At 67.3% G+C, this 18,983-nt stretch carries 17 protein-coding genes and 1 pseudogene; 8 read left to right on the forward strand and 10 right to left on the reverse strand.

Annotated elements, in window-relative coordinates; translation table 11 throughout:
• Positions 1-51: 51 nt before the first annotated feature.
• The 4 genes from QF031_RS04995 to QF031_RS05010 all read right to left on the reverse strand — a co-directional run bounded on the left by QF031_RS04995 (position 52) and on the right by QF031_RS05010 (position 5,111).
• Positions 52-1,020: an NUDIX hydrolase gene (locus QF031_RS04995; protein WP_307424932.1), complete on the reverse strand. Its 969-nt coding sequence runs from the start codon at positions 1,018-1,020 to the stop codon at positions 52-54.
• Positions 1,021-1,029: 9 nt separating this feature from the next.
• A complete protein-coding gene (locus QF031_RS05000) occupies positions 1,030-3,279 on the reverse strand; it encodes an RNA degradosome polyphosphate kinase (protein ID WP_307424936.1) in 2,250 nt (749 codons plus the stop codon).
• Positions 3,280-3,410: 131 nt separating this feature from the next.
• Entirely contained in the window at positions 3,411-4,379 is a 969-nt protein-coding gene (gene mshD, locus QF031_RS05005) for a mycothiol synthase (RefSeq protein ID WP_307424939.1), read from the reverse strand.
• 33 nt (positions 4,380-4,412) lie between these two features.
• A complete protein-coding gene (locus QF031_RS05010; protein ID WP_307424942.1) occupies positions 4,413-5,111 on the reverse strand; it encodes a winged helix-turn-helix transcriptional regulator in 699 nt (232 codons plus the stop codon).
• A 340-nt stretch (positions 5,112-5,451) separates the two neighbouring features.
• Between QF031_RS05010 and QF031_RS05015 the strand changes: the two genes are divergently transcribed.
• The 6 genes from QF031_RS05015 to QF031_RS05040 all read left to right on the forward strand — a co-directional run bounded on the left by QF031_RS05015 (position 5,452) and on the right by QF031_RS05040 (position 10,881).
• Entirely contained in the window at positions 5,452-6,219 is a 768-nt protein-coding gene (locus tag QF031_RS05015) for a permease (protein WP_307433141.1), read from the forward strand.
• A gap of 173 nt (positions 6,220-6,392) precedes the next feature.
• Entirely contained in the window at positions 6,393-7,001 is a 609-nt protein-coding gene (locus QF031_RS05020) for an FABP family protein (RefSeq protein ID WP_307424945.1), read from the forward strand.
• 41 nt (positions 7,002-7,042) lie between these two features.
• Positions 7,043-7,780 carry a flavodoxin family protein gene (locus tag QF031_RS05025; protein ID WP_307424948.1) on the forward strand — a complete coding sequence of 246 codons (738 nt, stop codon included), beginning with the start codon at positions 7,043-7,045 and terminating at the stop codon, positions 7,778-7,780.
• Between the two features lie 22 nt (positions 7,781-7,802).
• On the forward strand, positions 7,803-8,885 hold the full coding sequence (gene ygfZ / locus QF031_RS05030; protein WP_307424952.1) for a CAF17-like 4Fe-4S cluster assembly/insertion protein YgfZ: 1,083 nt from the start codon (positions 7,803-7,805) through the stop codon (positions 8,883-8,885).
• Positions 8,885-9,310, forward strand: a complete 426-nt coding sequence (locus QF031_RS05035; protein ID WP_307424955.1) for an ankyrin repeat domain-containing protein — start codon at positions 8,885-8,887, stop codon at positions 9,308-9,310. The genes ygfZ and QF031_RS05035 overlap by 1 nt, the downstream gene beginning before the upstream one ends.
• Positions 9,311-9,360: 50 nt before the next feature.
• Positions 9,361-10,881 carry a DHA2 family efflux MFS transporter permease subunit gene (locus QF031_RS05040; RefSeq protein WP_307424958.1) on the forward strand — a complete coding sequence of 507 codons (1,521 nt, stop codon included), beginning with the start codon at positions 9,361-9,363 and terminating at the stop codon, positions 10,879-10,881.
• On the opposite strand, the gene QF031_RS05045 is transcribed toward QF031_RS05040, so the two are convergent.
• The 5 genes from QF031_RS05045 to QF031_RS05065 form a co-directional block, all read right to left on the reverse strand.
• Positions 10,843-11,559 (reverse strand): GNAT family N-acetyltransferase, encoded by a 717-nt coding sequence (locus QF031_RS05045; protein ID WP_307424961.1) that lies wholly within the window; start codon positions 11,557-11,559, stop codon positions 10,843-10,845. The genes QF031_RS05040 and QF031_RS05045 overlap by 39 nt on opposite strands.
• Positions 11,560-11,586: 27 nt before the next feature.
• Positions 11,587-12,612 (reverse strand): ATP-dependent 6-phosphofructokinase, encoded by a 1,026-nt coding sequence (locus QF031_RS05050; protein WP_307424963.1) that lies wholly within the window; start codon positions 12,610-12,612, stop codon positions 11,587-11,589.
• 195 nt (positions 12,613-12,807) lie between these two features.
• Positions 12,808-13,062: a PspC domain-containing protein gene (locus tag QF031_RS05055; RefSeq protein ID WP_307424965.1), complete on the reverse strand. Its 255-nt coding sequence runs from the start codon at positions 13,060-13,062 to the stop codon at positions 12,808-12,810.
• Positions 13,063-13,065: 3 nt separating this feature from the next.
• A complete protein-coding gene (locus QF031_RS05060) occupies positions 13,066-13,320 on the reverse strand; it encodes a hypothetical protein (RefSeq protein WP_307424968.1) in 255 nt (84 codons plus the stop codon).
• Between the two features lies 1 nt (position 13,321).
• Positions 13,322-15,199, reverse strand: coding sequence for a PspC domain-containing protein (locus QF031_RS05065; RefSeq protein ID WP_307424970.1), 1,878 nt, complete (start codon positions 15,197-15,199; stop codon positions 13,322-13,324).
• 125 nt (positions 15,200-15,324) lie between these two features.
• Between QF031_RS05065 and QF031_RS05070 the strand changes: the two genes are divergently transcribed.
• Together QF031_RS05070 and QF031_RS05075 are read left to right on the forward strand one after the other, a co-directional pair.
• Positions 15,325-16,689 carry an ATP-binding protein gene (locus QF031_RS05070; protein WP_307424973.1) on the forward strand — a complete coding sequence of 455 codons (1,365 nt, stop codon included), beginning with the start codon at positions 15,325-15,327 and terminating at the stop codon, positions 16,687-16,689.
• Positions 16,686-17,420: a LuxR C-terminal-related transcriptional regulator gene (locus QF031_RS05075; RefSeq protein ID WP_370874488.1), complete on the forward strand. Its 735-nt coding sequence runs from the start codon at positions 16,686-16,688 to the stop codon at positions 17,418-17,420. Before QF031_RS05070 ends, QF031_RS05075 begins: the two co-directional genes overlap by 4 nt.
• Before the next feature lie 82 nt (positions 17,421-17,502).
• Here the strand turns inward: QF031_RS05075 and QF031_RS05080 are convergent.
• A pseudogene (locus QF031_RS05080) lies at positions 17,503-18,721 on the reverse strand (pyridoxal phosphate-dependent aminotransferase).
• Positions 18,722-18,983 lie beyond the last annotated feature (262 nt).

Consider the following 18,983-nt stretch of genomic DNA (forward strand, 5'->3'; position numbering starts at 1 on the left):
CACTAAGTCAAAGCTGGTAGAACCCCCAGGTCAAGCCGGTGAGGGCACGGGCTAGTCGTCAAAGGGCTTGAACTGCTCCACCGCCACAATGCGTTTCTTCCCGCCCGCCGCCACGTGGCAGACCACCACCTCACCCGGGGACAGGTATGGCTCGTGGGCGGGCAGCAGCTTGGCAAGGTGTGATGGCATGTGCTCCGCCAGCTGCTTGAGCACCGTTGGCAGAGCCGGCCGGTGGGTGCAGACAACCACGGGGCGCTGCTTGTCCAGGACCGACTCAACGACGCCCGCCGTCTTCTTGGGGCTCCGCTGGTGCTTGTGCTCGGTAAGGCCCTCCGCCAGTTTCACCTTGGCACCCGTGGCCCGGGCGTAGGGGGCGACGGTGGCCACACAGCGCAGCCACGGGCTGGTCACCACGCGCATCGGCTTCCACGCCTGCAGGAGCCGGCCAACGGCCTGCGCCTGCCGGGTCCCGGTGGCCGCCAGCGGACGCTCGCCCTCCGCCTTGCTCCAGGACGAACGCGGTTTGGCCTTGGCATGGCGCAGCACCAGCAGCGGCCAGGTGTCCAGCGCGCCCCGTTCGTGCGCGTCCCGAAGGTATTCAAGAGGTACGACGTCGGACGGGTTGGACAGCAGGCGGGCGGCCTTTTCCGGGGCGCACCACATGACGCTGTCCACCTCCTTGCCGTCCGGCACCAGGCTGTTGCCGTTCACCTTGACAGCCCAGTAGTGGACCACCTTGAGGCCCGAGGCCACGTGGTAGTGGATGGGCGGCAGTGGTATGCCCAGGGGCGCACGGAGGCCGATTTCCTCCCAGACCTCACGGATGGCGCACTCGGGGACGGTCTCACCGGCGTCGATCTTTCCCTTGGGCCAGGACCAATCGTCATAGCGCGGCCGGTGGATCAGCAGGACCTCCAGGCCGTCCTTGTTGATGCGCCAGGGGATGCCTCCCGCAGCGGTTACGGCTACGGGTTCCCCCGGGTGGTCAGTCTGGTCGGCTACGAGAGCATCGCTCGACAACGCGGCTGCCTATCGCCGGCTCAGGCTGCGCTGCCGCGGCCGGGATGCCAGCAGCCAGGACTGGACGTCTTCAAGCGGCTTCCCGTCCTCGGACAGGTGGTGCCGTGTCCAGTGACCCTCGTTGTCAAGGTGCCAGCTGGAGGTCCCGGGTGCCATGTAACGGCGCATGAGGTCAAGGACATAGGTGATGTCGTCCGGGCTGGCCAGCTGGACCAGGGCCTCCACGCGGCGGTCCAGGTTCCGGTGCATCATGTCCGCCGAACCGATGTATGCCACAGGGTCGCCGCCGTTGGCGAAGGCGAATACCCGGGAGTGCTCCAGGAACCTGCCCAGGATGGAACGGACGGTGATGTTCTCGCTCAGGCCGGGAACCCCCGGGCGGAGCGAGCAGATGCCGCGGACCACCACATCCACCTGCACCCCAGCCTGGGAAGCGCGGTACAGCGAATCGATGATGGCCTCGTCCACCATCGAGTTCACCTTGATCTGCACGTGCCCCGGGACTCCCGCCCGGGCGTTGCGGATCTCGGTCTCGATCCGGTCGATGAGCCCCGACCGGACGGACCGGGGCGCCACGAGGAGCCGTTTGAAGGTGGACTTGGGCGCGTAGCCGGAGAGCTGGTTGAACAGCTTGGAGAGGTCCTCGCCCACCTGCTCATTGGCGGTCAGCAGGCCCAGGTCCTCGTAGTACCGCGCGGTGCGGGGGTGGTAGTTGCCTGTGCCGATGTGGCAGTAGCGGCGCAGCCCGTCCACTTCCTGGCGGACCACCAGCGAAAGCTTGCAGTGCGTCTTGAGGCCAACGATGCCGTACACAACATGCACGCCGGCCTGCTCCAGCTTGCGGGCCCAGGAAATGTTGGCCTGCTCGTCGAAGCGCGCCTTGATCTCCACCAGGGCCAGGACCTGCTTGCCGGCCTCGGCAGCGTCGATCAGGGCGTCAACAATGGGGGAGTCACCGGACGTGCGGTACAGGGTCTGCTTGATGGCCTGGACCTTGGGGTCCGCCGCTGCCTGTTCCAGGAACGCCTGGACGGAGGTGGAAAACGAGTCGTACGGGTGGTGCAGCAGGATATCCCGGCGGCGCATAGCGGCGAACACGTTGGCGGCCTTGGACGTTTCGGACTCGTTCAGATACCGCGAGGTGTGGGGGACGTGCTTGGGGTAATGCAGGTCTGCCCGGTCGATGCCGGCGATGACTGCCAGGCCCCGGAGGTCCAGCGGAGCCGGCACCGAGTACACCTCGGATTCCTCCACCCCCAGCTCCCGGATCAGGAGCGCGCGGATATTGGGATTGATGTCATGGGTGACTTCAAGCCGGACCGGCGGGCCGAAGCGGCGGCGCAGGAGTTCCTTCTCCAGGGCCTGCAGGAGGTTCTCGGCGTCGTCCTCCTCCACCTCCACGTCCTCGTTGCGGGTGACGCGGAAGGTGTGGTGCTCCAGGACCTCCATGCCCGCGAACAACTTGTCGAGGTGGACGGCAATGACTTCCTCAAGCGCAATGAACCGGGCAACCCGGCCGGGCACCGCGCCGGCGCGCGGACCGTCGATGGAGATCAGCCGCGGCAACTGGTCCGGGACCTTGACGCGGGCGAAGAGTTCCTTGTCGCTGACCGGGTTCCTGACCACGACGGCGAGATTCAGCGACAGTCCCGAGATGTAAGGGAAGGGGTGTGCCGGGTCAACGGCAAGGGGAGTGAGGATGGGGAAGACTTTTTCCGCGAACATGGCGCTGAGCTGCTGCTGGGCGGTGTCGTCCAGTTCTTCCCACTGCATGAGGTGAATGTGCTCGTACGCCAGGGCGGGCCGGATCTGGTCGGCGTACACCTGGGCGTGTCGTTCCTGGAGCCGGTGGGCTTCCTCGCTGATGCTCTCCAGCACCTCGACCGGGCTCAGCCCCGCGGGGGAGGGGACGGCCAGCCCGGTAGCGATGCGCCGCTTAAGGCCGGCCACGCGGACCATGAAGAACTCGTCCAGGTTGGAGGCGAAGATGGACAGGAAGTTGACGCGCTCCAGCAGGTGCAGGGTGGGGTCCTCGGCGAGCTCCAGCACGCGGGAATTGAAAGCGAGCCAGCTCAGCTCGCGGTCCAGGAACCGGTCCGGCCGGATGTCACCTTCCGGCTGCAGGTTCGGCGCGAACTCCGGGATGTCGATGCGGTCCTGGGTTGCCCTGGACGCCGGTACCTCTGAGGAGCCGAAGCGCGCCCGGACAGGCACCGCAACATCCTGGGACGTGGCTGTTCCGGAGGGTTCCGGGTTCATGGCTGCTCCTTTTACTGGCGCTCTGGTGCCGGCGCTTCCGCCCCGCGCGGTTCCCTTTCAACCTTACAAGCATTCACTGACCCCAAGGCCCTTGTTCTACCCGGTGACAGCGTTTGATATGGCCGCCCGGTTCAGCCTGCCGCCGGGCCGTACATGACGTCCATGTCCCACCGGGTGAATCCGAGCCGCCGGTAGAGGGCCACTGCCGCGCTGTTGTCCGCGTCGACGTAAAGCATCACGGCGTTCAGCCCCAGGTCACGGAGGTGTTTGAGGCCTGCGATGGTCAGGGCCTTGCCCAGGCCCATGCCCTGCGCCTGCGGGGTCACCCCCACCACATACACCTCGCCGATGGCCGGGTGCGCACCGTGCCGGGGGTGGACTTTGGTCCAGTGGTAGCCCAGCAGCCGGCCGTCCCGGTCCTCGGCCAGGAAGAACCCGGCAGGATCGAACCAGTCTTCCGCCATGCGGGCTTCGAGGTCGGCCCTTGTCAGGTTGCCCTGTTCCGGGTGGTGGGCGAACGCCGCACGGTTGGCTGCCAGCCAGGAATCCTCATCCCTGCCCGGCACGAAGGTGCGGATGGCCACCCCGTCCGGAAGCCCGGCGTCGGGCAGGTCCGCACCCGCCGTCGTCATCCTCATCTTCCACAGCTCACGCACCGGAGCGTACCCGTAGCGTGCGGCGAGGTCGGCGGCGGCCTCGTGGTTCCCGTGGGACCACGCCTTCAGCCCGTCGAAGCCCCGGACCTCCTTGAGCGCGCCCACCAGCCTGTCCGCAACTCCCTGGTTCCGGTAGGAGGGGTGGACGGCGATTTCCAGGATGCCGTCGCCGTCCGGCTCTTCGACCACCACGGCGAAACCTGCCAGGTCCTGGGCGGTTGCGGGATCGGAGTCCTCGTCCGGCGCGTACAGCGCCAGGGTCATCAGGGTGTGCTCCGCGGAATCCCCGGCACGCATGGTCACCAGGGTCTGCTCGGAAATGGACGGATTGCCGTCCGATTCCTCCGCGGCGGCCAGGAGATTCCGGCAGTCTTTCAGGAGTTGCTGGTCAACTCCGCCACGGACGACATGGACGGGCCACTTCTGCGGATGCGCTGGAGTCATGAGCCAAGGCTATACGTCGATGCGGACCGCGGCTCAGGCTTCGGTGAGCTCGTCTTCCTGCTGCCGGACCAGGGTGAGGCGGTAGCCAACGTTCCGCACCGTGCTGATCAGGTTCTCATGGTCCGCGCCGAGCTTGGCCCGCAGGCGCCGGACGTGGACGTCCACGGTGCGGGTGCCGCCGTAGTAGTCGTAGCCCCAGACCTCGGTGAGCAGCTGCTGGCGGGTGAAGACACGGCCGGGGTGCTGCGCCAGGTACTTGAGGAGTTCAAACTCCTTGAAGGTCAGGTTCAGCGGCGCCCCATTAACCCGGGCGGTGTAGCTTGCCTCGTCGATGACCACACCGGCGGCGCGGATCTCGCTCGGGGCGTCTTCCTGCTCCGGCACGGCACGGGCAACCGACAGCCGGATACGTGCCTCCACCTCGGCGGGGCCGGCTGAATCAAGGACGATGTCGTCAACCGCCCAGGCCGAGGAAACCGCGGCCATGCCGCCTTCGGTCAGGATCAGCACAAGCGGGGCGCTGAGGCCGGTGGCTTTCAGGAGCTGGGTGAGGGAACGGGCGCCCACCAGGTCCTTGCGCGCGTCCAGCAGGACAACGTCGCAGGGGTCTGTTTCCAGCAGCGCTGTGGGCTCGGCGGGGAGGATATGGACCCTGTGGTTCAGCAACTCAAGGGCAGGCAGGATGTCCACCGAAGAACCAGTGCTGTTGGTCAGTAACAGGATGTGCGACATTGTTCCTCCAAGGGCCGTCCGCGCATCTTTGGGCGACTGAACCGGATTCCCACCGGCCGGTACTGGCTGCCTGCAGGAGGTTTATTGACCGTCAGCACACCGGCGGCCAGCCACCTCAGCAGGGAGCGTAGCTGAGCTTTGAGTATACCCGGCAGCCCCTTTCAGGCCACAGATCCCGGCCATGGACAGGCACGTTTTGCGACATATCCGGTTCACATAAGGCAGGATTGGACCAGGGCGGACCAGCCCTGCCATGAGGGGGCGGACCAGCCTTCCGGCCGACGCCAGGATGGGAAACCAGCGCAGTGACTGCACCGACGAAGCACAGGCCGGGTGCCGCATGACGGCGGAACTGCAGGCACCCGTGCGTTCGCTGGGTTCCTGGGTTGTCGGCCTCATCGGGATCGCCGGCCTCGTCGCCATCATCGCCGGGGTTTATGCGTCACCGGAGGCGCTCGTCGCCGTCGGGATCGTCATAGCCGCGGCCGTGGGCATCGGTTGGCCCCACTTCCTGCGGATCCCCGCGAAGAAGACCCTCGCCGCCGTCATCGCCCTGCCGGGTGCGGCTTCCGCAGTGGCCGCCGCCCTGGCCCCGGCCCCGGGGTACCTGGACTGGACGCCGACTTTTGTGGCGCTGGGAATGATGGCCGTCTTCGTGGTGCAGCTGATCCGCGGCACCGGGCAGGCGCAGCGGCTGGAGTCCACCCTTGGCTGCTGCGCGGGCGTCCTGCTCTCCTGCCTCGGCGCGGGCTGGATTGCCGGCGCCCGTTTCAACGGCGTTCGCGAGATGCTCCTGGTGGCAGCGATCAGTGCCGCCGTGGCCCTGCTTGCCGGGCTCATCCGCTGGCCGGACAGCATCGTGGCGCCGCTGGGAGTAGTGCTTGCCGGGCTGGCCGGGCCACTGGCCGGGCTGGTCCTGTCGGACATCGCCGTCCTGCCTGCAGCCGTCTTCGGCGTGGTGGTGGGTGCGGTCCTGGCCAGCTTCCGCAGGCTTGCCACGCTCCGCGGCGCCCCGCTGAACATCCCCGCCGCCCTGAGCATGGGCCTTGCCCCGGTTTCGGCTGTGGGATCCCTCGCATACTTCATTGACAAACTACTCATCTACTAACGGGTTAGGATGGCACCATGTCCGTACTTGCTTTTGAAATCTTCTTCCTTGTCCTGCTCGGCATCGCGAGCCTGTCCATGGCCTGGTTCGCCGGGTTTGTGGTCTACCGCCTCTTCAAGGGCCAGCAGTAGCCGCCCCTTTTCCGGAGCGAGCCGCATCTGGAGGTAATACCAATGCCCATTGAGATTCCTACAGACTTGACCCCTGAACTCGTACCCCTTTCCTGGCTCATTGGTGAGTGGGAGGGCCGCGGCCGGCTGGGCAGCGGCGACGAGGATTCCGAACACTTCCTGCAGCACGTCTCCTTCACCCACAACGGCCTGCCGTACCTCCAGTACCGTGCCGAAAGCTGGCTGACCGATGACGAAGGGACGCGCCTGCGGCCACTCACGGTCGAGACCGGCTTCTGGGCGTTGGAGCGCAAGCAGTTGGATGCCGACGGCGGTCCCGGCCTGGTGCCGGCGGACATCGTGCCGGTGTTGAAGAGCGCCGACGAGGTGGAGGCGCTGCGCAACAAGGACGGCGGCTTCGACATCTCCGTGTCCATCTCCCATCCCGGCGGAATCTCCGAGCTGTACTACGGCCAGATCAAGGGTCCGCAGATCCAGCTGACCACCGACATGGTGATGCGCGGCAGCCACTCCAAGGACTACAGCGCCGCCACCCGCATCTTCGGCCTGGTGGACGGCAACCTGTTGTGGCGGTGGGACGTGGCTTCCGGCGGCGAGGCCGGGAAGGGACTCGAGGCCCACGCCTCCGCGTTCCTGCACAGGGTTTCCTGACCAGGTGAGGGTTTACTGACCCCTAAGAGGGAGGCGGCACCGTGGAAGAACGTACCGGGGGAGCAGCAGGAGGGCGGGCCGATTACAGCGACCTCAAGGCTGTGTTCTTTAATGGCACCCTCAAAAAGTCGCCCCAGACTTCCAACACCGACGGATTGATCCGCATCAGCCGCCGGATCATGGAAAAGCAGGGTGTCAGCACCACGGTGATCCGCACGGTGGACCACGACATCGCCAGCGGCGTATACCCCGACATGACCCAGTACGGCTGGGCCACCGACGAGTGGCCGGAGCTTTACCCCACGGTCCGGGAAGCGGACATTCTTGTGGTGGCCGGGCCCATCTGGCTGGGCGACAACTCCTCGCAGACCAAGAAGCTGATCGAACGCCTGTACGCCCACTCCGGTGAGCTCAACAGCAAGGGTCAGTGGGCGTTCTATCCGAAAGCCGGCGGCTGCCTGATCACGGGAAACGAGGACGGGATCAAGCACTGCGCCTTGAACGTCCTCTACAGCCTGCAACACATCGGCTTCAGCATTCCGCCGCAGGCCGACGCCGGATGGATCGGGCCCGTGGGTCCCGGACCAAGCTACCTCGATGAAGGCTCGGGCGGCCCGGACACGGACTTCACCAACCGGAACACCACCTTCATGACCTGGAACCTCCTGCACCTTGCCCGGATCCTGAAGGACGCCGGGGGCTACCCCGCGTACGGAAACCTCCCGGGCGAATGGGCAGCCGGAACAAGGTTCGATTTCGAAAACCCGGAATACCGCTGACCTCCAAGGACTTCTACTACATATGACTACGCCCAGCCCTTTGTTGTCGCGCCCCGGCGCCGTCGAAGCCGCCGGCGCTGACGCCGGCGTTGCTGCCCACTACGGCGAGCCGTTGCGCGAGCAGCGCGCCCTCGCCGCCGGAACCGCCGTCGTCGACCTTTCCCACCGCGGTGTGGTTACCGTCACCGGCCCCGACCGGCTGAGCTGGCTCAACACCCTGTCCTCCCAGCAGGTGGCCGCCCTGAAACCGGGGGAGTCCAGCGAGCTGCTGCTCCTGAGCGTCCAGGGCCGCATTGATTTCGATGCGCGGGTGGTTGACGACGGCGCCACCACCTGGCTGATCGTGGAAGCCGCCGAGGCCGCGCCGCTGGCCGGGTACCTCAACCGAATGAAGTTCATGCTGCGGGTGGAGATCGCCGACGCCTCCGCGGACTGGGCCGTGCTGGGCAGCACCCGTGCGGTCCCCGAATGGTCGGGCCACCTTGCCTGGCAGGACCCGTGGCCGCACGTGGGCGCCGGCGGTTACTCCTACGCCACCGTCCCGGAGGAAAACCATCCAGGCATCGAGCGGCCCTGGTTCGAATACCTGATCCCCGCCGCCGAACTGGAGGATGCCGTAGACGGGCGCGCCCTGGCAGGCGTGCTCGCCGCGGAAGCCCTGCGCATCGCTGCCTGGCGTCCCCGCATCGGCGCCGAGACGGATGACAAGACCATCCCGCACGAACTGGACCTGCTGCGCACCGCCGTTCACCTGGCCAAGGGCTGCTACAAGGGGCAGGAAACCATCGCCCGCGTCCACAACCTGGGCCACCCGCCGCGCCGGCTGGTGTTCCTGCAACTGGACGGGTCGCAGCACACCTTGCCCGCCGCCGGCAGTGCGGTCCTGGCAGGGGAACGGAAAGTGGGAACCGTAACGTCCGTGGCCCAGCACTATGAGATGGGCCCCGTGGCCCTGGCTGTCATAAAGCGCTCCGTTGCCCCGGATGACATACTGACGGTCCTGGACGGCGACGAGCCGTATCCGGCCGCCCAGGAACTCATCGTCGCCCCCGACGCAGGCCAGGTTGTGGGGCGCCAGACAGGATTCCTCAGGGGGCCACGCTGATGACAGAGAACACCACACCCGCCGACGCTGGGACGGAGGCAGGGGCAGGGCACGACGACGACGCGCTGGCTTTGGCGCATACGCTCTTCGAGGCTGCGCGTGAAGGAAACGACGCGCTGCTGGGCGCCTACCTCGACGCCGGGGCTCCCGCCACCATGACGAACTCGGCGGGGGACTCCCTGCTGATGCTCGCCGCTTACCACGGCCATGCCGGTACGGTCGCCCTGCTCCTGCAGCACGGCGCCGACGCCAACGCCGCCAATGACCGGGGGCAGACGCCCCTGGCCGGAGCGGCGTTCAAAGGCTACACGGACGTAGCCAGGGTCCTGCTGGGCGCCGGAGCGGATCCGGATTCCGGTGCCCCGTCGGCACGGGCGGCAGCGCAGATGTTTGCCCGGGCGGAGATCCTGGAACTGCTGGGCTAGCCTTACTTGGTGCCCGCGCGGCACGGCCAAATCTTCAAAAGGATGACCGAGTGGAAAACGTAGAAAAGCCGTGGCCGGCGCTGTGGTCCCTGGTGATCGGATTCTTTATGATCCTGATCGACAGCACCATCGTGTCCGTCGCAAACCCGCGGATCATGGAAGGCCTGAACGCAGACATCAACTCGGTGATCTGGGTGACCAGCGCCTACCTGCTGGCCTACGCCGTCCCGCTGCTCATCACCGGCCGCCTGGGCGACAGGTTCGGGCCGAAAAAGCTCTACCTCCTGGGCCTGGTGGTGTTCACGCTCGCGTCCCTGTGGTGCGGTCTTGCCCGGAACGTGGAGACACTTATTCTGGCGCGCGTGCTCCAGGGCCTTGGCGCTGCCGTCATGACCCCGCAGACCATGGCGGTCATCACCCGCATCTTCCCGCCCGACCGCCGTGGCTCCGCCATGGCTATTTGGGGTGCCACCGCCGGAATGGCGACACTGGTAGGCCCTATCCTGGGCGGCGTCCTGGTGGACGGGCTTGGCTGGGAGTGGATCTTCTTCATCAACGTGCCCATCGGCGTCGTGGGCTTCATCCTGGCGATGCGCAACGTCCCGGCCCTCAGCACCCATCCGCACCGGTTCGATATCCCCGGTGTGATCCTTAGCGCCGTGGGCTTGTTCCTGCTGGTGTTCGGCATCCAGGAAGGCGAAACGTACAACTGGGGCACCATCACCGGGCCCATCAGCGTGTGGGGCCTGATTATTGCCGGCATTGTTGTCCTGGCCGCTTTCGTGGCGTGGCAGCGTTTTAACAAGGGTGAGCCGCTGCTGCCGCTGGGGCTGTTCCGGGACCGGAACTTTTCGCTCGCCAACCTTGGAATCACCATGGTGGGGTTCACCGTGACTTCCTTCGGCCTGCCGCTGATCTTCTACTACCAGCTGGTCCGCGGCCTGACACCCACCCAGTCAGCACTCCTCATGGTCCCCATGGCCCTTATTTCGGGCGGGATGGCACCTGTCGTGGGGAAGATCGTGGACCGGGTCAACCCGAAATACCTGGCGGCGGCCGGGCTGGTCCTGATGGCGGTGGCGTTGGTGTGGAACGGCCTGCTGATGCAGCCCGACACGCCCATCCTGCTGTTCCTGCTGCCCAGCGCGGTCCTGGGCTTTGCCAACGCAGGCATCTGGGCCCCGCTCAGCACCACCGCCACCCGGAACCTGCCTCCCCGCCAGGCCGGCGCTGGTTCCGGCGTCTACAACACCACCCGCCAGTTCGGGGCGGTGCTGGGCAGCGCGGCCATCGCCGTCCTGATCCAGTCGCGGCTTGCGGCCGAACTTCCCTCCGGCGGCCCGGGAGGTTCAGGCGGTGAGGGGATGGCCATGGGCGGTACCTTGCCTGAGTTCCTTCATGCGGGGTTCTCGACGGCGATGGCCCAGTCCATCCTGCTGCCCGCCGCAGTAGTGCTGGCCGGTGCCGCCGTGGCCCTGTTCTTCGCCAAGCCTAAGCCGGTCCAGAACTGGGGTGCCGCGGAGGGCCAGGCGTCAGCGAAGGTGGACGCTGGTCTGGATTCCGCCGGCTGAGAGTCCGAGTTTGCGGGCCAGCGCCAGGCACCCCGTGTTGCTGACGTCTGCACGCCACTGCAGGGTCAGCCCGGCGGCGAGTGCCTCGTGGGCTGCGATGGACCCCGCCAGTGAGCCCAGGCCGCGCCGCCGCCACTCAGGGTCCACCAGCACACCCATGTTGGCCAGCAGGCCCTCCCATTCGCCGTAGGCGCCGCAGGCCAGGGGGACGCGCCGGCCGTCCAGCTCGTGCACGATGGTGTAGCGGTTTTCCAGGTCGGAGAGGCCCACTTCGTTGACGTCGTCCGGTGGGCAGCGGCCCTCCAGTTCGATGGCTTCCGGGTTCCCGTGGGAGACCGTCAGTTCCTCGGACGGCTGCTGAATTGGCAGGTCGTCCGCGAAGAAAAGGGCCGCTGCGCCCAGCCCGTGGCCGCCGCGGTCCCTGGTCAATTTCAGGAGCGTGACGTGGTGGGCCATCTCCTCGTCAGGGATGTCAGTGGCGGCGTCGATCACACCCTGCGGGCCCACCAGCGCCGAGCTCCCGAACAACCGCACGAACTCCACGGTGCGGCAGGATTCGTCCGCGCGGACAATTCTTTTCCCGGACGCGAGTGCGTCGCCAAATGCGTCGTCGTCGAGGCCCAGCCGGCGTGCCCACGCCAGCTGGATGATGGCCGCGGAGCCGGGATCGAGTGTCATGGTCCCAGCCTAGGGCGGCCCGGAGGCTTAGCCGAACAGGACCGCGGCTTCGTCGTACCGGTTTTGGGGGACGGTCTTCAGCTGGCCCAGGGCTTCTTCGAAGGCGACGTGCCGGATGTCGGTTCCCTTGAGGGCCACCATGGTGCCCCAGTAGCCTTCCACCACGGAGTCGATGGCGGCCATGCCCAGCCGGGTGGCCAGGACGCGGTCGAAGGCGGAGGGGACGCCGCCGCGCTGGATGTGGCCAAGGATGGTGGCGCGGGTTTCAATGCCGGTCCGGGCTTCCAGTTCGGGTGCGAGTTGGTCGGCGATGCCGCCCAGCCGGGGGCGCCCGAAGGTGTCCAGGCCACGCTCGGAGTGCGGGCTCTCCATGTGCTCCGGAACGAACCCTTCGGCCACTACCACCAGGGGCGCGCGCCCGCGGTGGTGGGCTTCCTTGACCCATTCGGTGATCTGCTCGATGCTGACCTTCTGCTCCGGGATGAGGATGGCGTGCGCACCCGCTGCCATGCCGGCGTGCAGGGCGATCCAGCCCACGTGCCGGCCCATGACTTCGGCGATCATGCAGCGGTGGTGGGATTCACCCGTGGTGCGGAGCCGGTCGATCGCCTCAGTGGCGATCTGGACAGCGGTGTCGAAACCGAAGGTGTAGTCGGTGGCGTCAAGGTCGTTGTCCACGGTCTTGGGGACGCCCACGATCTTCAGTCCGGCGTCGGTCAGGCGCTTTGCTGCTGCCAGGGTTCCCTCACCGCCGATGGCGATGATGGCGTCGATGCCCAGCCGGTCCATGTGGGCCTTGATGGCCTCGGGTCCGCCACCGTTTTCGAACGGGTTGGTGCGGGAGGTGCCCAGGATGGTGCCGCCCTGTTTGGCGATGCCCCTGACGAGGGTGCGGGGGATGTCGATGATGTCGCCCTCCACCACGCCCCGCCAGCCATCGCGGAATCCGACGAATTCCTGGCCGTGGACGGCGATGCCCTTCAGCACGGCGCCGCGGATGACGGCGTTCAATCCGGGGCAGTCGCCACCGCTGGTGAGGATTCCAATTTTCATGTTCGGCTCAAATCCTGGGAGAAGGTTTACAGGCAGAGCGCCACGCTGAGCTCACCTAGAAGTGTAGTGGGGTGTGTGGGGTACGACACAAACCGGTTACAAGGTGCACCTGCAGGCAAGGGAACACAAAGGCAGACAAAGGCCCCCGCGCCATGGGGTTCAAGGCGCGGGGGCTTGGGTTGCCGGCGGGTCCGTTCACCCGTTGAGCGACCTCCGGTCCAGGAACGTCTGGAGCAGGATCTCGTTGCGCTGGTCGGGGATGATGATCCAGGCCAGAAGGTAGAAGATCACGGCCGGTCCGGGGAGCAGGCAGAGCAGCAGGAATGCGATCCGCACGTAGGCCACGTCCACGTTGAGCTGTGCGGCGATGCCGCCGAGCACTCCGCCAAGCCAGCGCTGCGGGCCGCGCTTCAGGCCGAAGCCCCTGACAATGCTGAAGAACTTATCCATGGTTCAAGACTTCCCTGTAGTTGGTTCGTTGTCACGTTTCCGGGCCGAGAGCAGGCCGCCCACCACCAGGGCCACGCCCGCCCCGATCATGAGGCCGATCAGGACATAGGTGCCGTTGAGGGTGACGATGCCCAGCTGCGCCACGATGATCAGTGCGGCCAGCGCCAGGACGATCAGCCCCCACACCACGGTTCCCACCCTGGCAGGTGCCGTGCCCCCGGTGTCCGGTCCCGTCGTCGGAATATTGCTGCTGTCCATGTCAGTTGCCTTCCTGGATGGTGACATTGCTGAAGGTGCCGTCGATCTGCACCACCAGGTGGTTGCCCGGCTTGTCGGTGTTGTAGCTGCTTTCGCGGGTGGTGTTGCCGCCGCGCTGGCCGCTTTCCTCGTTCAGGTTCCCCATGGTCATGTCCGCTTTGATGTCCACGGGCACGTTCTGTGGGATGACCACGGTGACGTTGCTGGCGGTAACGTCGAGGGGAACCACGACGTCGGACGTCAGGGGGGCGCTTGGGGAGAGGTCCGTGAGGTCCACCGTTCCCCGGCCGGCGGTGATGTCGATGCCGCCGCGCGCTTCCTCGATGCTTGCCGGGTTCCAGTCCACCTGCTGGAAACGCATCCGGCCGTCGTCCAGCGTGTTGTAGATGCCGCCCGTGACCAGGGCGATCACGGCGAAGAGGCTCAGGATCCCGGCGGTCCGGCCGCGGAAGCCCGCTACAAGGATGCCCAGGCCAAGGACCGCGGCCGCGCTGGCCCATACGATCGCGTTTGCAGAGCCGCCCAGGTTGATGAGGTTCGCCGCGTCCAGCGCTTTCAGCCCGCCGCCCACCAGGAGGGCGCAGCCGGCAGCAATGGCGACGGCAGGTGCCCCGGGACCGGACGGCCTGGGCTTTGGCGGCCGCGGCGGGACCCACGGCGTGGGGTAGCTGCTGCCACCCGGAACTCCGCCGCCCGGGCCGCCGGGTGCGCCGGGTGCGCCGGGTGCGCCGCCGAAGGTACCCGAACCCGGGCTGGTGCCGCTGGGACACATGGCGCCGGTGCCTGCGGTGCCTGGGACGCCGGAACCGCTGGCCGCTGCCGTACCGGCAGTGCCGTAGGCGCCCTGGCCGTAGGGGCGTGTCCCCGTACCGCCGGTGGCGCCGCTGCCGTAGGCCGGTGCTGAAGCGTGCCCCGGTGCGGAAGCTGAAGGCGTGCCGGCGGAGAATGACGAAGTGTTCCCGGCGCCGGTATGCCCCGCCGGGTACCCGGCGCCGGAGGCTGATGCGTGGCCGGCGACCGTCGGGTGGGCCTTGTTGCGCTGGGACAGGTAGTAGACCAGGTAGATCACGCCGCCCACCCAGAAGAGGGTCCACAGCAGGCCGCTGAGGCCGTTGTGGCTCCAGCCCCAGAAGCCTCCGCCCAGGCCGGTGAGCCCCAGGACGGTGGCGATCAGGGAGCCCGTCATGCCGCTGGACCAGCGCCCCGCACCGGCTTCCTGGACGTGGATCCTGCCGTCAGGTTCCGGAAGGAAGGCCCAGGCCAGGCCGTACAGCAGTACGCCGATGCCCGCCAAAAGGGTCAGGACGATGACGACGCCGCGGACGATGATGGGGTCCACGTTCAGCCGGTGGGCAATCCCGCTGCAGACGCCGCCGATCCAGCGGTCGTTGCCCCGGTAGATGCCCTGGCTGCGGATCCAGCCGAAGAAGTCCGTGGAAGGGGTGGGAGCGGGTCCGCCCTGGAAGGCGTAACCATCACCGGGAGGGGCACTGTAGCCCGAACCAGCACTGTAGCCCGAACCAGCACCAGTGCCCTGGCCAGTACCACTGCCCTGGCCAGTACCACTGCCCTGGCCGGCACCACTACCGGCACCGGCGGCCTGGCCGTCGGATGCGGGATGCTCGGAACCGGCTGAACCGGCTGAACCGGCGGAACCGGCTGAACCGGCGGGGCGGCTTCCCGCAGGATCGCCAGGGTCGCCAGGGACGCCCGGAGTGCCGCTGGCGGAAGCTGCGGAGGGGTCCGGCACGGCGGCCGGAGGCACTGAACTGGAAGACGGCAACGGCTCGGTGGGCCGCTCGCTGCCTGTGCCGTGCTGCCCTTGGGGGAGGGGCCCGGCAGGGTGATCGTCGTCGGGGGAGGGGATCTGCGAGTTCATACCTCGATCCTCCCGTTTCGGCCCGTTGCCGCTCTACTGGGGGAAACCCTGAACCGTCCCTGAACTGTCCCCGGGAAGCGGCAGAATGCGGTCCGGGCAACCCTGATCCATGCTTGGATTGATCCATGACCACCCTCCCGTCGCGCCCGCCCCTGGCACGGAGCAGCGACCGCGTCATCGCCGGGGTGTGCTCGGGCCTCGCCGCCCACCTTGGCTGGCCGGTGAAGAACGTCCGGCTGGGCATGGTCCTCGCTTCCTTCGCAGGCGGGGCAGGGCTGGTCTTCTACGCCTGGCTGTGGATCATGGTTCCCACGGCGGATGAGGCCGCCCGCCGCAATGCCCGCCGCCCGGCGTCGCCCATTGCCCCAGCGGTGAGCCGACCCATGCAGGGCCAGCCGGTGCCGGGCCAGGTGCCGGGAGCAGCGCCCGACGGCGGAACTCCCGCAGGTGCCGACGGTTCCGTCCCGGGAGGCTTGGACGACGCCGCCGCTGCGCCCTGGTTCCGGGTGGGCGGCATGCGGTACGGCAAGGAGATACTCCTGGGCTGCGGGCTGCTGCTGGTGGCCGGCATCATGATCGCCCAATTGCTGGGCGTGGACGTATCCCTCGGCACGCTGATCCCCGCCGCCGCCGTCCTTGGCGGGGCCTCCATCGCCTGGATGCAGCTGGACGAAACCCGGCGCGCCGGGCTGGTGGACAAGACCAAGGCCGACCAGGCCGGCGGATGGGGGCGGCTTGCCGCTGGACTGGCGTTGGTGGTTGCCGGCGTCCTGGTGATGGTGTCCGGCTCGGGCTCGTGGGAACAGACTTGGCTGGCGCTGCTGGCCTCCGTGGCGGTGCTGGGCGGCGTGATACTGGTCCTGCTGCCGTGGGCCCTCAAGTTCTGGCGGGACCTGGAAGCTGAGCGGGCCGGCCGGATCCGGGAGACCGAACGGGCGGAAATCGCGGCACACCTCCACGATTCCGTGCTGCAGACGCTCGCCCTGATCCAGCGGCGGGCGGGCAATGAGCACGACGTTGTCCGCCTGGCCCGTGCCCAGGAGCGGGAGCTGCGGGGCTGGCTGTTCCAGGACCCGGGCCGCGAAAGCGGCCAGCTGTCGGACCGGATCAAGGCAGTGGCAGGCGAGGTGGAGGACCTGCTGGGCAACGCAGTGGAGGTGGTCACCGTTGGTGATGCCGCCATGACCGAGGCGCACGAGGCCTTGGTCCAGGCCAGCCGGGAGGCCATGCTCAACGCATCGCGCCATGGCGGCGGCACCGTCTCGGTCTACCTGGAGGCATCGGACGGGCAGGCGGAAATCTTCATCAAGGACAGGGGGCCCGGCTTCGAGCTGGGCGACGTGCCGGCGGACCGGCTGGGTGTGCGGGAGTCAATTGTCGGCAGGATGAAACGCCACGGCGGCTCGGCTGCCATCCTCAGCACCGGGGACGGCACGGAAGTACGGCTTCGACTGCCGGCTGCAGCAGAACATGCGGAAGGGAAATCATGAACACGACCCAGGGGACAGGCGGACAGGGCGCAGGCGGGCAGGGGACAGGTGCCCAGGGGGCAGGCGCCGCAAGTGCCCGGCCTGGCAAATCCGCGCGCGTGGTCATCGTCGATGACCACGCCATCTTCCGGTCCGGGCTGAAAGCTGACCTCGACGCCAGCATCGAGGTGGTGGGGGAGGCCGCCACGGTGGAGCAGGCCATCGCCGTGATCGCGGACCGGCGGCCCGACGTCGTCCTCCTGGACGTCCACCTGCCGGGCGGGCTGGGCGGCGGCGGCCGGGAAGTCATTGCCGGGTCCGCGGCATTGCTGTCCACCACCCGCTTCCTGGCCCTGAGCGTCTCCGATGCCGCCGAGGACGTGGTGGCCGTAATCCGCGCCGGTGCCCGCGGCTATGTCACCAAGACCATCTCCGGCGCCGAGATCACCGATGCGGTGTTCCGTGTGGCCGGCGGCGACGCGGTCTTCTCGCCCCGCCTTGCCGGGTTCGTCCTCGACGCCTTCGGCACTGCCCCCGCAGACATTGCCGATGACGAACTGGACAAACTCTCCGCCCGCGAACTCGAGGTCATGCGCCTCATCGCCCGGGGCTACAGCTACAAGGAAGTGGCCAAGGAACTCTTCATCAGCATCAAGACCGTGGAAACCCATGTGTCAGCCGTGCTGCGAAAGCTCCAGCTCTCCAGCCGCCACGAACTGACCAAGTGGGCCGCGGAGCGCCGCCTCCTCTAGAACAGAGATGCTCCATCAGTTGTGGTCCCTAAACAGTGCTGTTAGGGACCACAACTGATGGAGCATTGGAGGTTTGGGGCGTCTACTGCGCCTTGCCAAGGAAGTCCTGCAGGCCGCTGGACACCGGTGGCGAGGTCGTCGTCGCCCAGCGCGTAGGAGAGGCGCAGGAAGCCGGAGGGGCCGAAGGCCTCGCCCGGAACCACTGCCACCTCAACCTCGTCGAGGATCAGCGCGGCCAGCTCGGCGGAGGTCTGCGGGGTGGCCGTGCCGGACGCCGTCGGGAATTCCTTGCCCAGCAGCGCACGGACGTCCGCATACACGTAGAAGGCGCCCTTCGGTGTCGGGCATTCCACGCCTTCAATGGCGTTCAGGCCGGCCACGATGGCCTTGCGGCGGCGGTCGAACGCCACCTTCATATCGTCGACGGCGGTCAGGGGACCGGACACGGCGGCGAGGGCGGCAATCTGCATGATGTTGGAAACGTTGGAGGTGGCGTGAGACTGCAGGTTGGTGGCCGCCTTGATGACGTCGGCAGGGCCGATCATCCAGCCCACGCGCCAGCCGGTCATGGCATAGGTCTTGGCGACGCCGTTGAGGATGACCACCTTGTCGCCCAGCTCCGGGGCGGCCGTGGCGATGGAGGTGAAGGGGACGCCGTCGTAGGTCAGGTGCTCATAGATCTCATCCGTGACCACCCACAGGCCCTTGGCCGCGGCCCACTTGCCGATCTCCGCCACCTGCTCGGGGGAGTACACGGCACCCGTAGGGTTCGACGGCGAGACGAACAGCAGGATCTTGGTGCGGTCCGTGACGGCTGCTTCGAGCTGCTCGACGGTCACCAGGTAGTCCTGCTCCGGCCCGGCAAAAACCTCCACGGGGACGCCGCCGGCCAAGCGGATGGCTTCCGGGTAGGTGGTCCAAAAAGGGGAGGGCACGATGACTTCGTCGCCCGGATCCACCAGGGTTGCAAAGGTGTTGTACACGGCCTGCTTGCCGCCATTGGTCATTAGCACCTGCGAGGGGTCAACCTGGTAGCCGGAATCACGCAGGGTCTTCTCGGCGATGGCCTTCTTCAGCTCCGGCAGTCCGCCCGCGGGGGAGTAGCGGTGGAACCTGGGCTGGCCCGCAGCCTCGATGGCCGCCTGGACGATGTAGTCCGGGGTGGGGAAGTCGGGTTCGCCCGCGCCGAAGCCAATAACCGGCCGGCCAGCTGCCTTCAGCGCCTTGGCCTTGGCATCAACGGCAAGGGTCGCGGATTCGGCAATTGCGGAAATGCGCTGGGAAACGCGGGCGGCAGACATGGCAGGTCCGTTCTTCGCTTGCAGCCGGGAGGCTGGAATGTGGGATTCGACGAGTTCTACTCTATGCTGTTCACCGGACCCTCCGGGGTGCCGGTTCTGATTTATGACTGCCCCGCGCAGCAGGTTTCAGGCCGGTGGTCGGGCGGGCCGGAAGGGCCGGTTTTACCTACGCGGAGTTCTTGCGTAGACTGGTTCACCGGTGTTGAAACACGGATGATGGCGTGCGCCCCAGTTCAAGCTGGTGTTGGGTCGTCAAAGAGTG

This window comes from Pseudarthrobacter defluvii (assembly GCF_030816725.1).
Taxonomy (GTDB): Bacteria; Actinomycetota; Actinomycetes; order Actinomycetales; family Micrococcaceae; genus Arthrobacter; species Arthrobacter defluvii_A.

Bases quoted from the DNA above. Each gene is read 5' to 3' on its own strand.
- QF031_RS05000 (WP_307424936.1), bottom strand. From the start codon at position 3,279: ATGAACCCGGAACCCTCCGGAACAGCCACGTCCCAGGATGTTGCGGTG.
- mshD (WP_307424939.1), bottom strand. From the start codon at position 4,379: ATGACTCCAGCGCATCCGCAGAAGTGGCCCGTCCATGTCGTCCGTGGC.
- QF031_RS05010 (WP_307424942.1), bottom strand. From the start codon at position 5,111: ATGTCGCACATCCTGTTACTGACCAACAGCACTGGTTCTTCGGTGGAC.
- QF031_RS05015 (WP_307433141.1), top strand. From the start codon at position 5,452: ATGACGGCGGAACTGCAGGCACCCGTGCGTTCGCTGGGTTCCTGGGTT.
- QF031_RS05020 (WP_307424945.1), top strand. From the start codon at position 6,393: ATGCCCATTGAGATTCCTACAGACTTGACCCCTGAACTCGTACCCCTT.
- ygfZ (WP_307424952.1), top strand. From the start codon at position 7,803: ATGACTACGCCCAGCCCTTTGTTGTCGCGCCCCGGCGCCGTCGAAGCC.
- QF031_RS05035 (WP_307424955.1), top strand. From the start codon at position 8,885: ATGACAGAGAACACCACACCCGCCGACGCTGGGACGGAGGCAGGGGCA.
- QF031_RS05045 (WP_307424961.1), bottom strand. From the start codon at position 11,559: ATGACACTCGATCCCGGCTCCGCGGCCATCATCCAGCTGGCGTGGGCA.
- QF031_RS05050 (WP_307424963.1), bottom strand. From the start codon at position 12,612: ATGAAAATTGGAATCCTCACCAGCGGTGGCGACTGCCCCGGATTGAAC.
- QF031_RS05055 (WP_307424965.1), bottom strand. From the start codon at position 13,062: ATGGATAAGTTCTTCAGCATTGTCAGGGGCTTCGGCCTGAAGCGCGGC.
- QF031_RS05060 (WP_307424968.1), bottom strand. From the start codon at position 13,320: ATGGACAGCAGCAATATTCCGACGACGGGACCGGACACCGGGGGCACG.
- QF031_RS05065 (WP_307424970.1), bottom strand. From the start codon at position 15,199: ATGAACTCGCAGATCCCCTCCCCCGACGACGATCACCCTGCCGGGCCC.
- QF031_RS05070 (WP_307424973.1), top strand. From the start codon at position 15,325: ATGACCACCCTCCCGTCGCGCCCGCCCCTGGCACGGAGCAGCGACCGC.
- QF031_RS05075 (WP_370874488.1), top strand. From the start codon at position 16,686: ATGAACACGACCCAGGGGACAGGCGGACAGGGCGCAGGCGGGCAGGGG.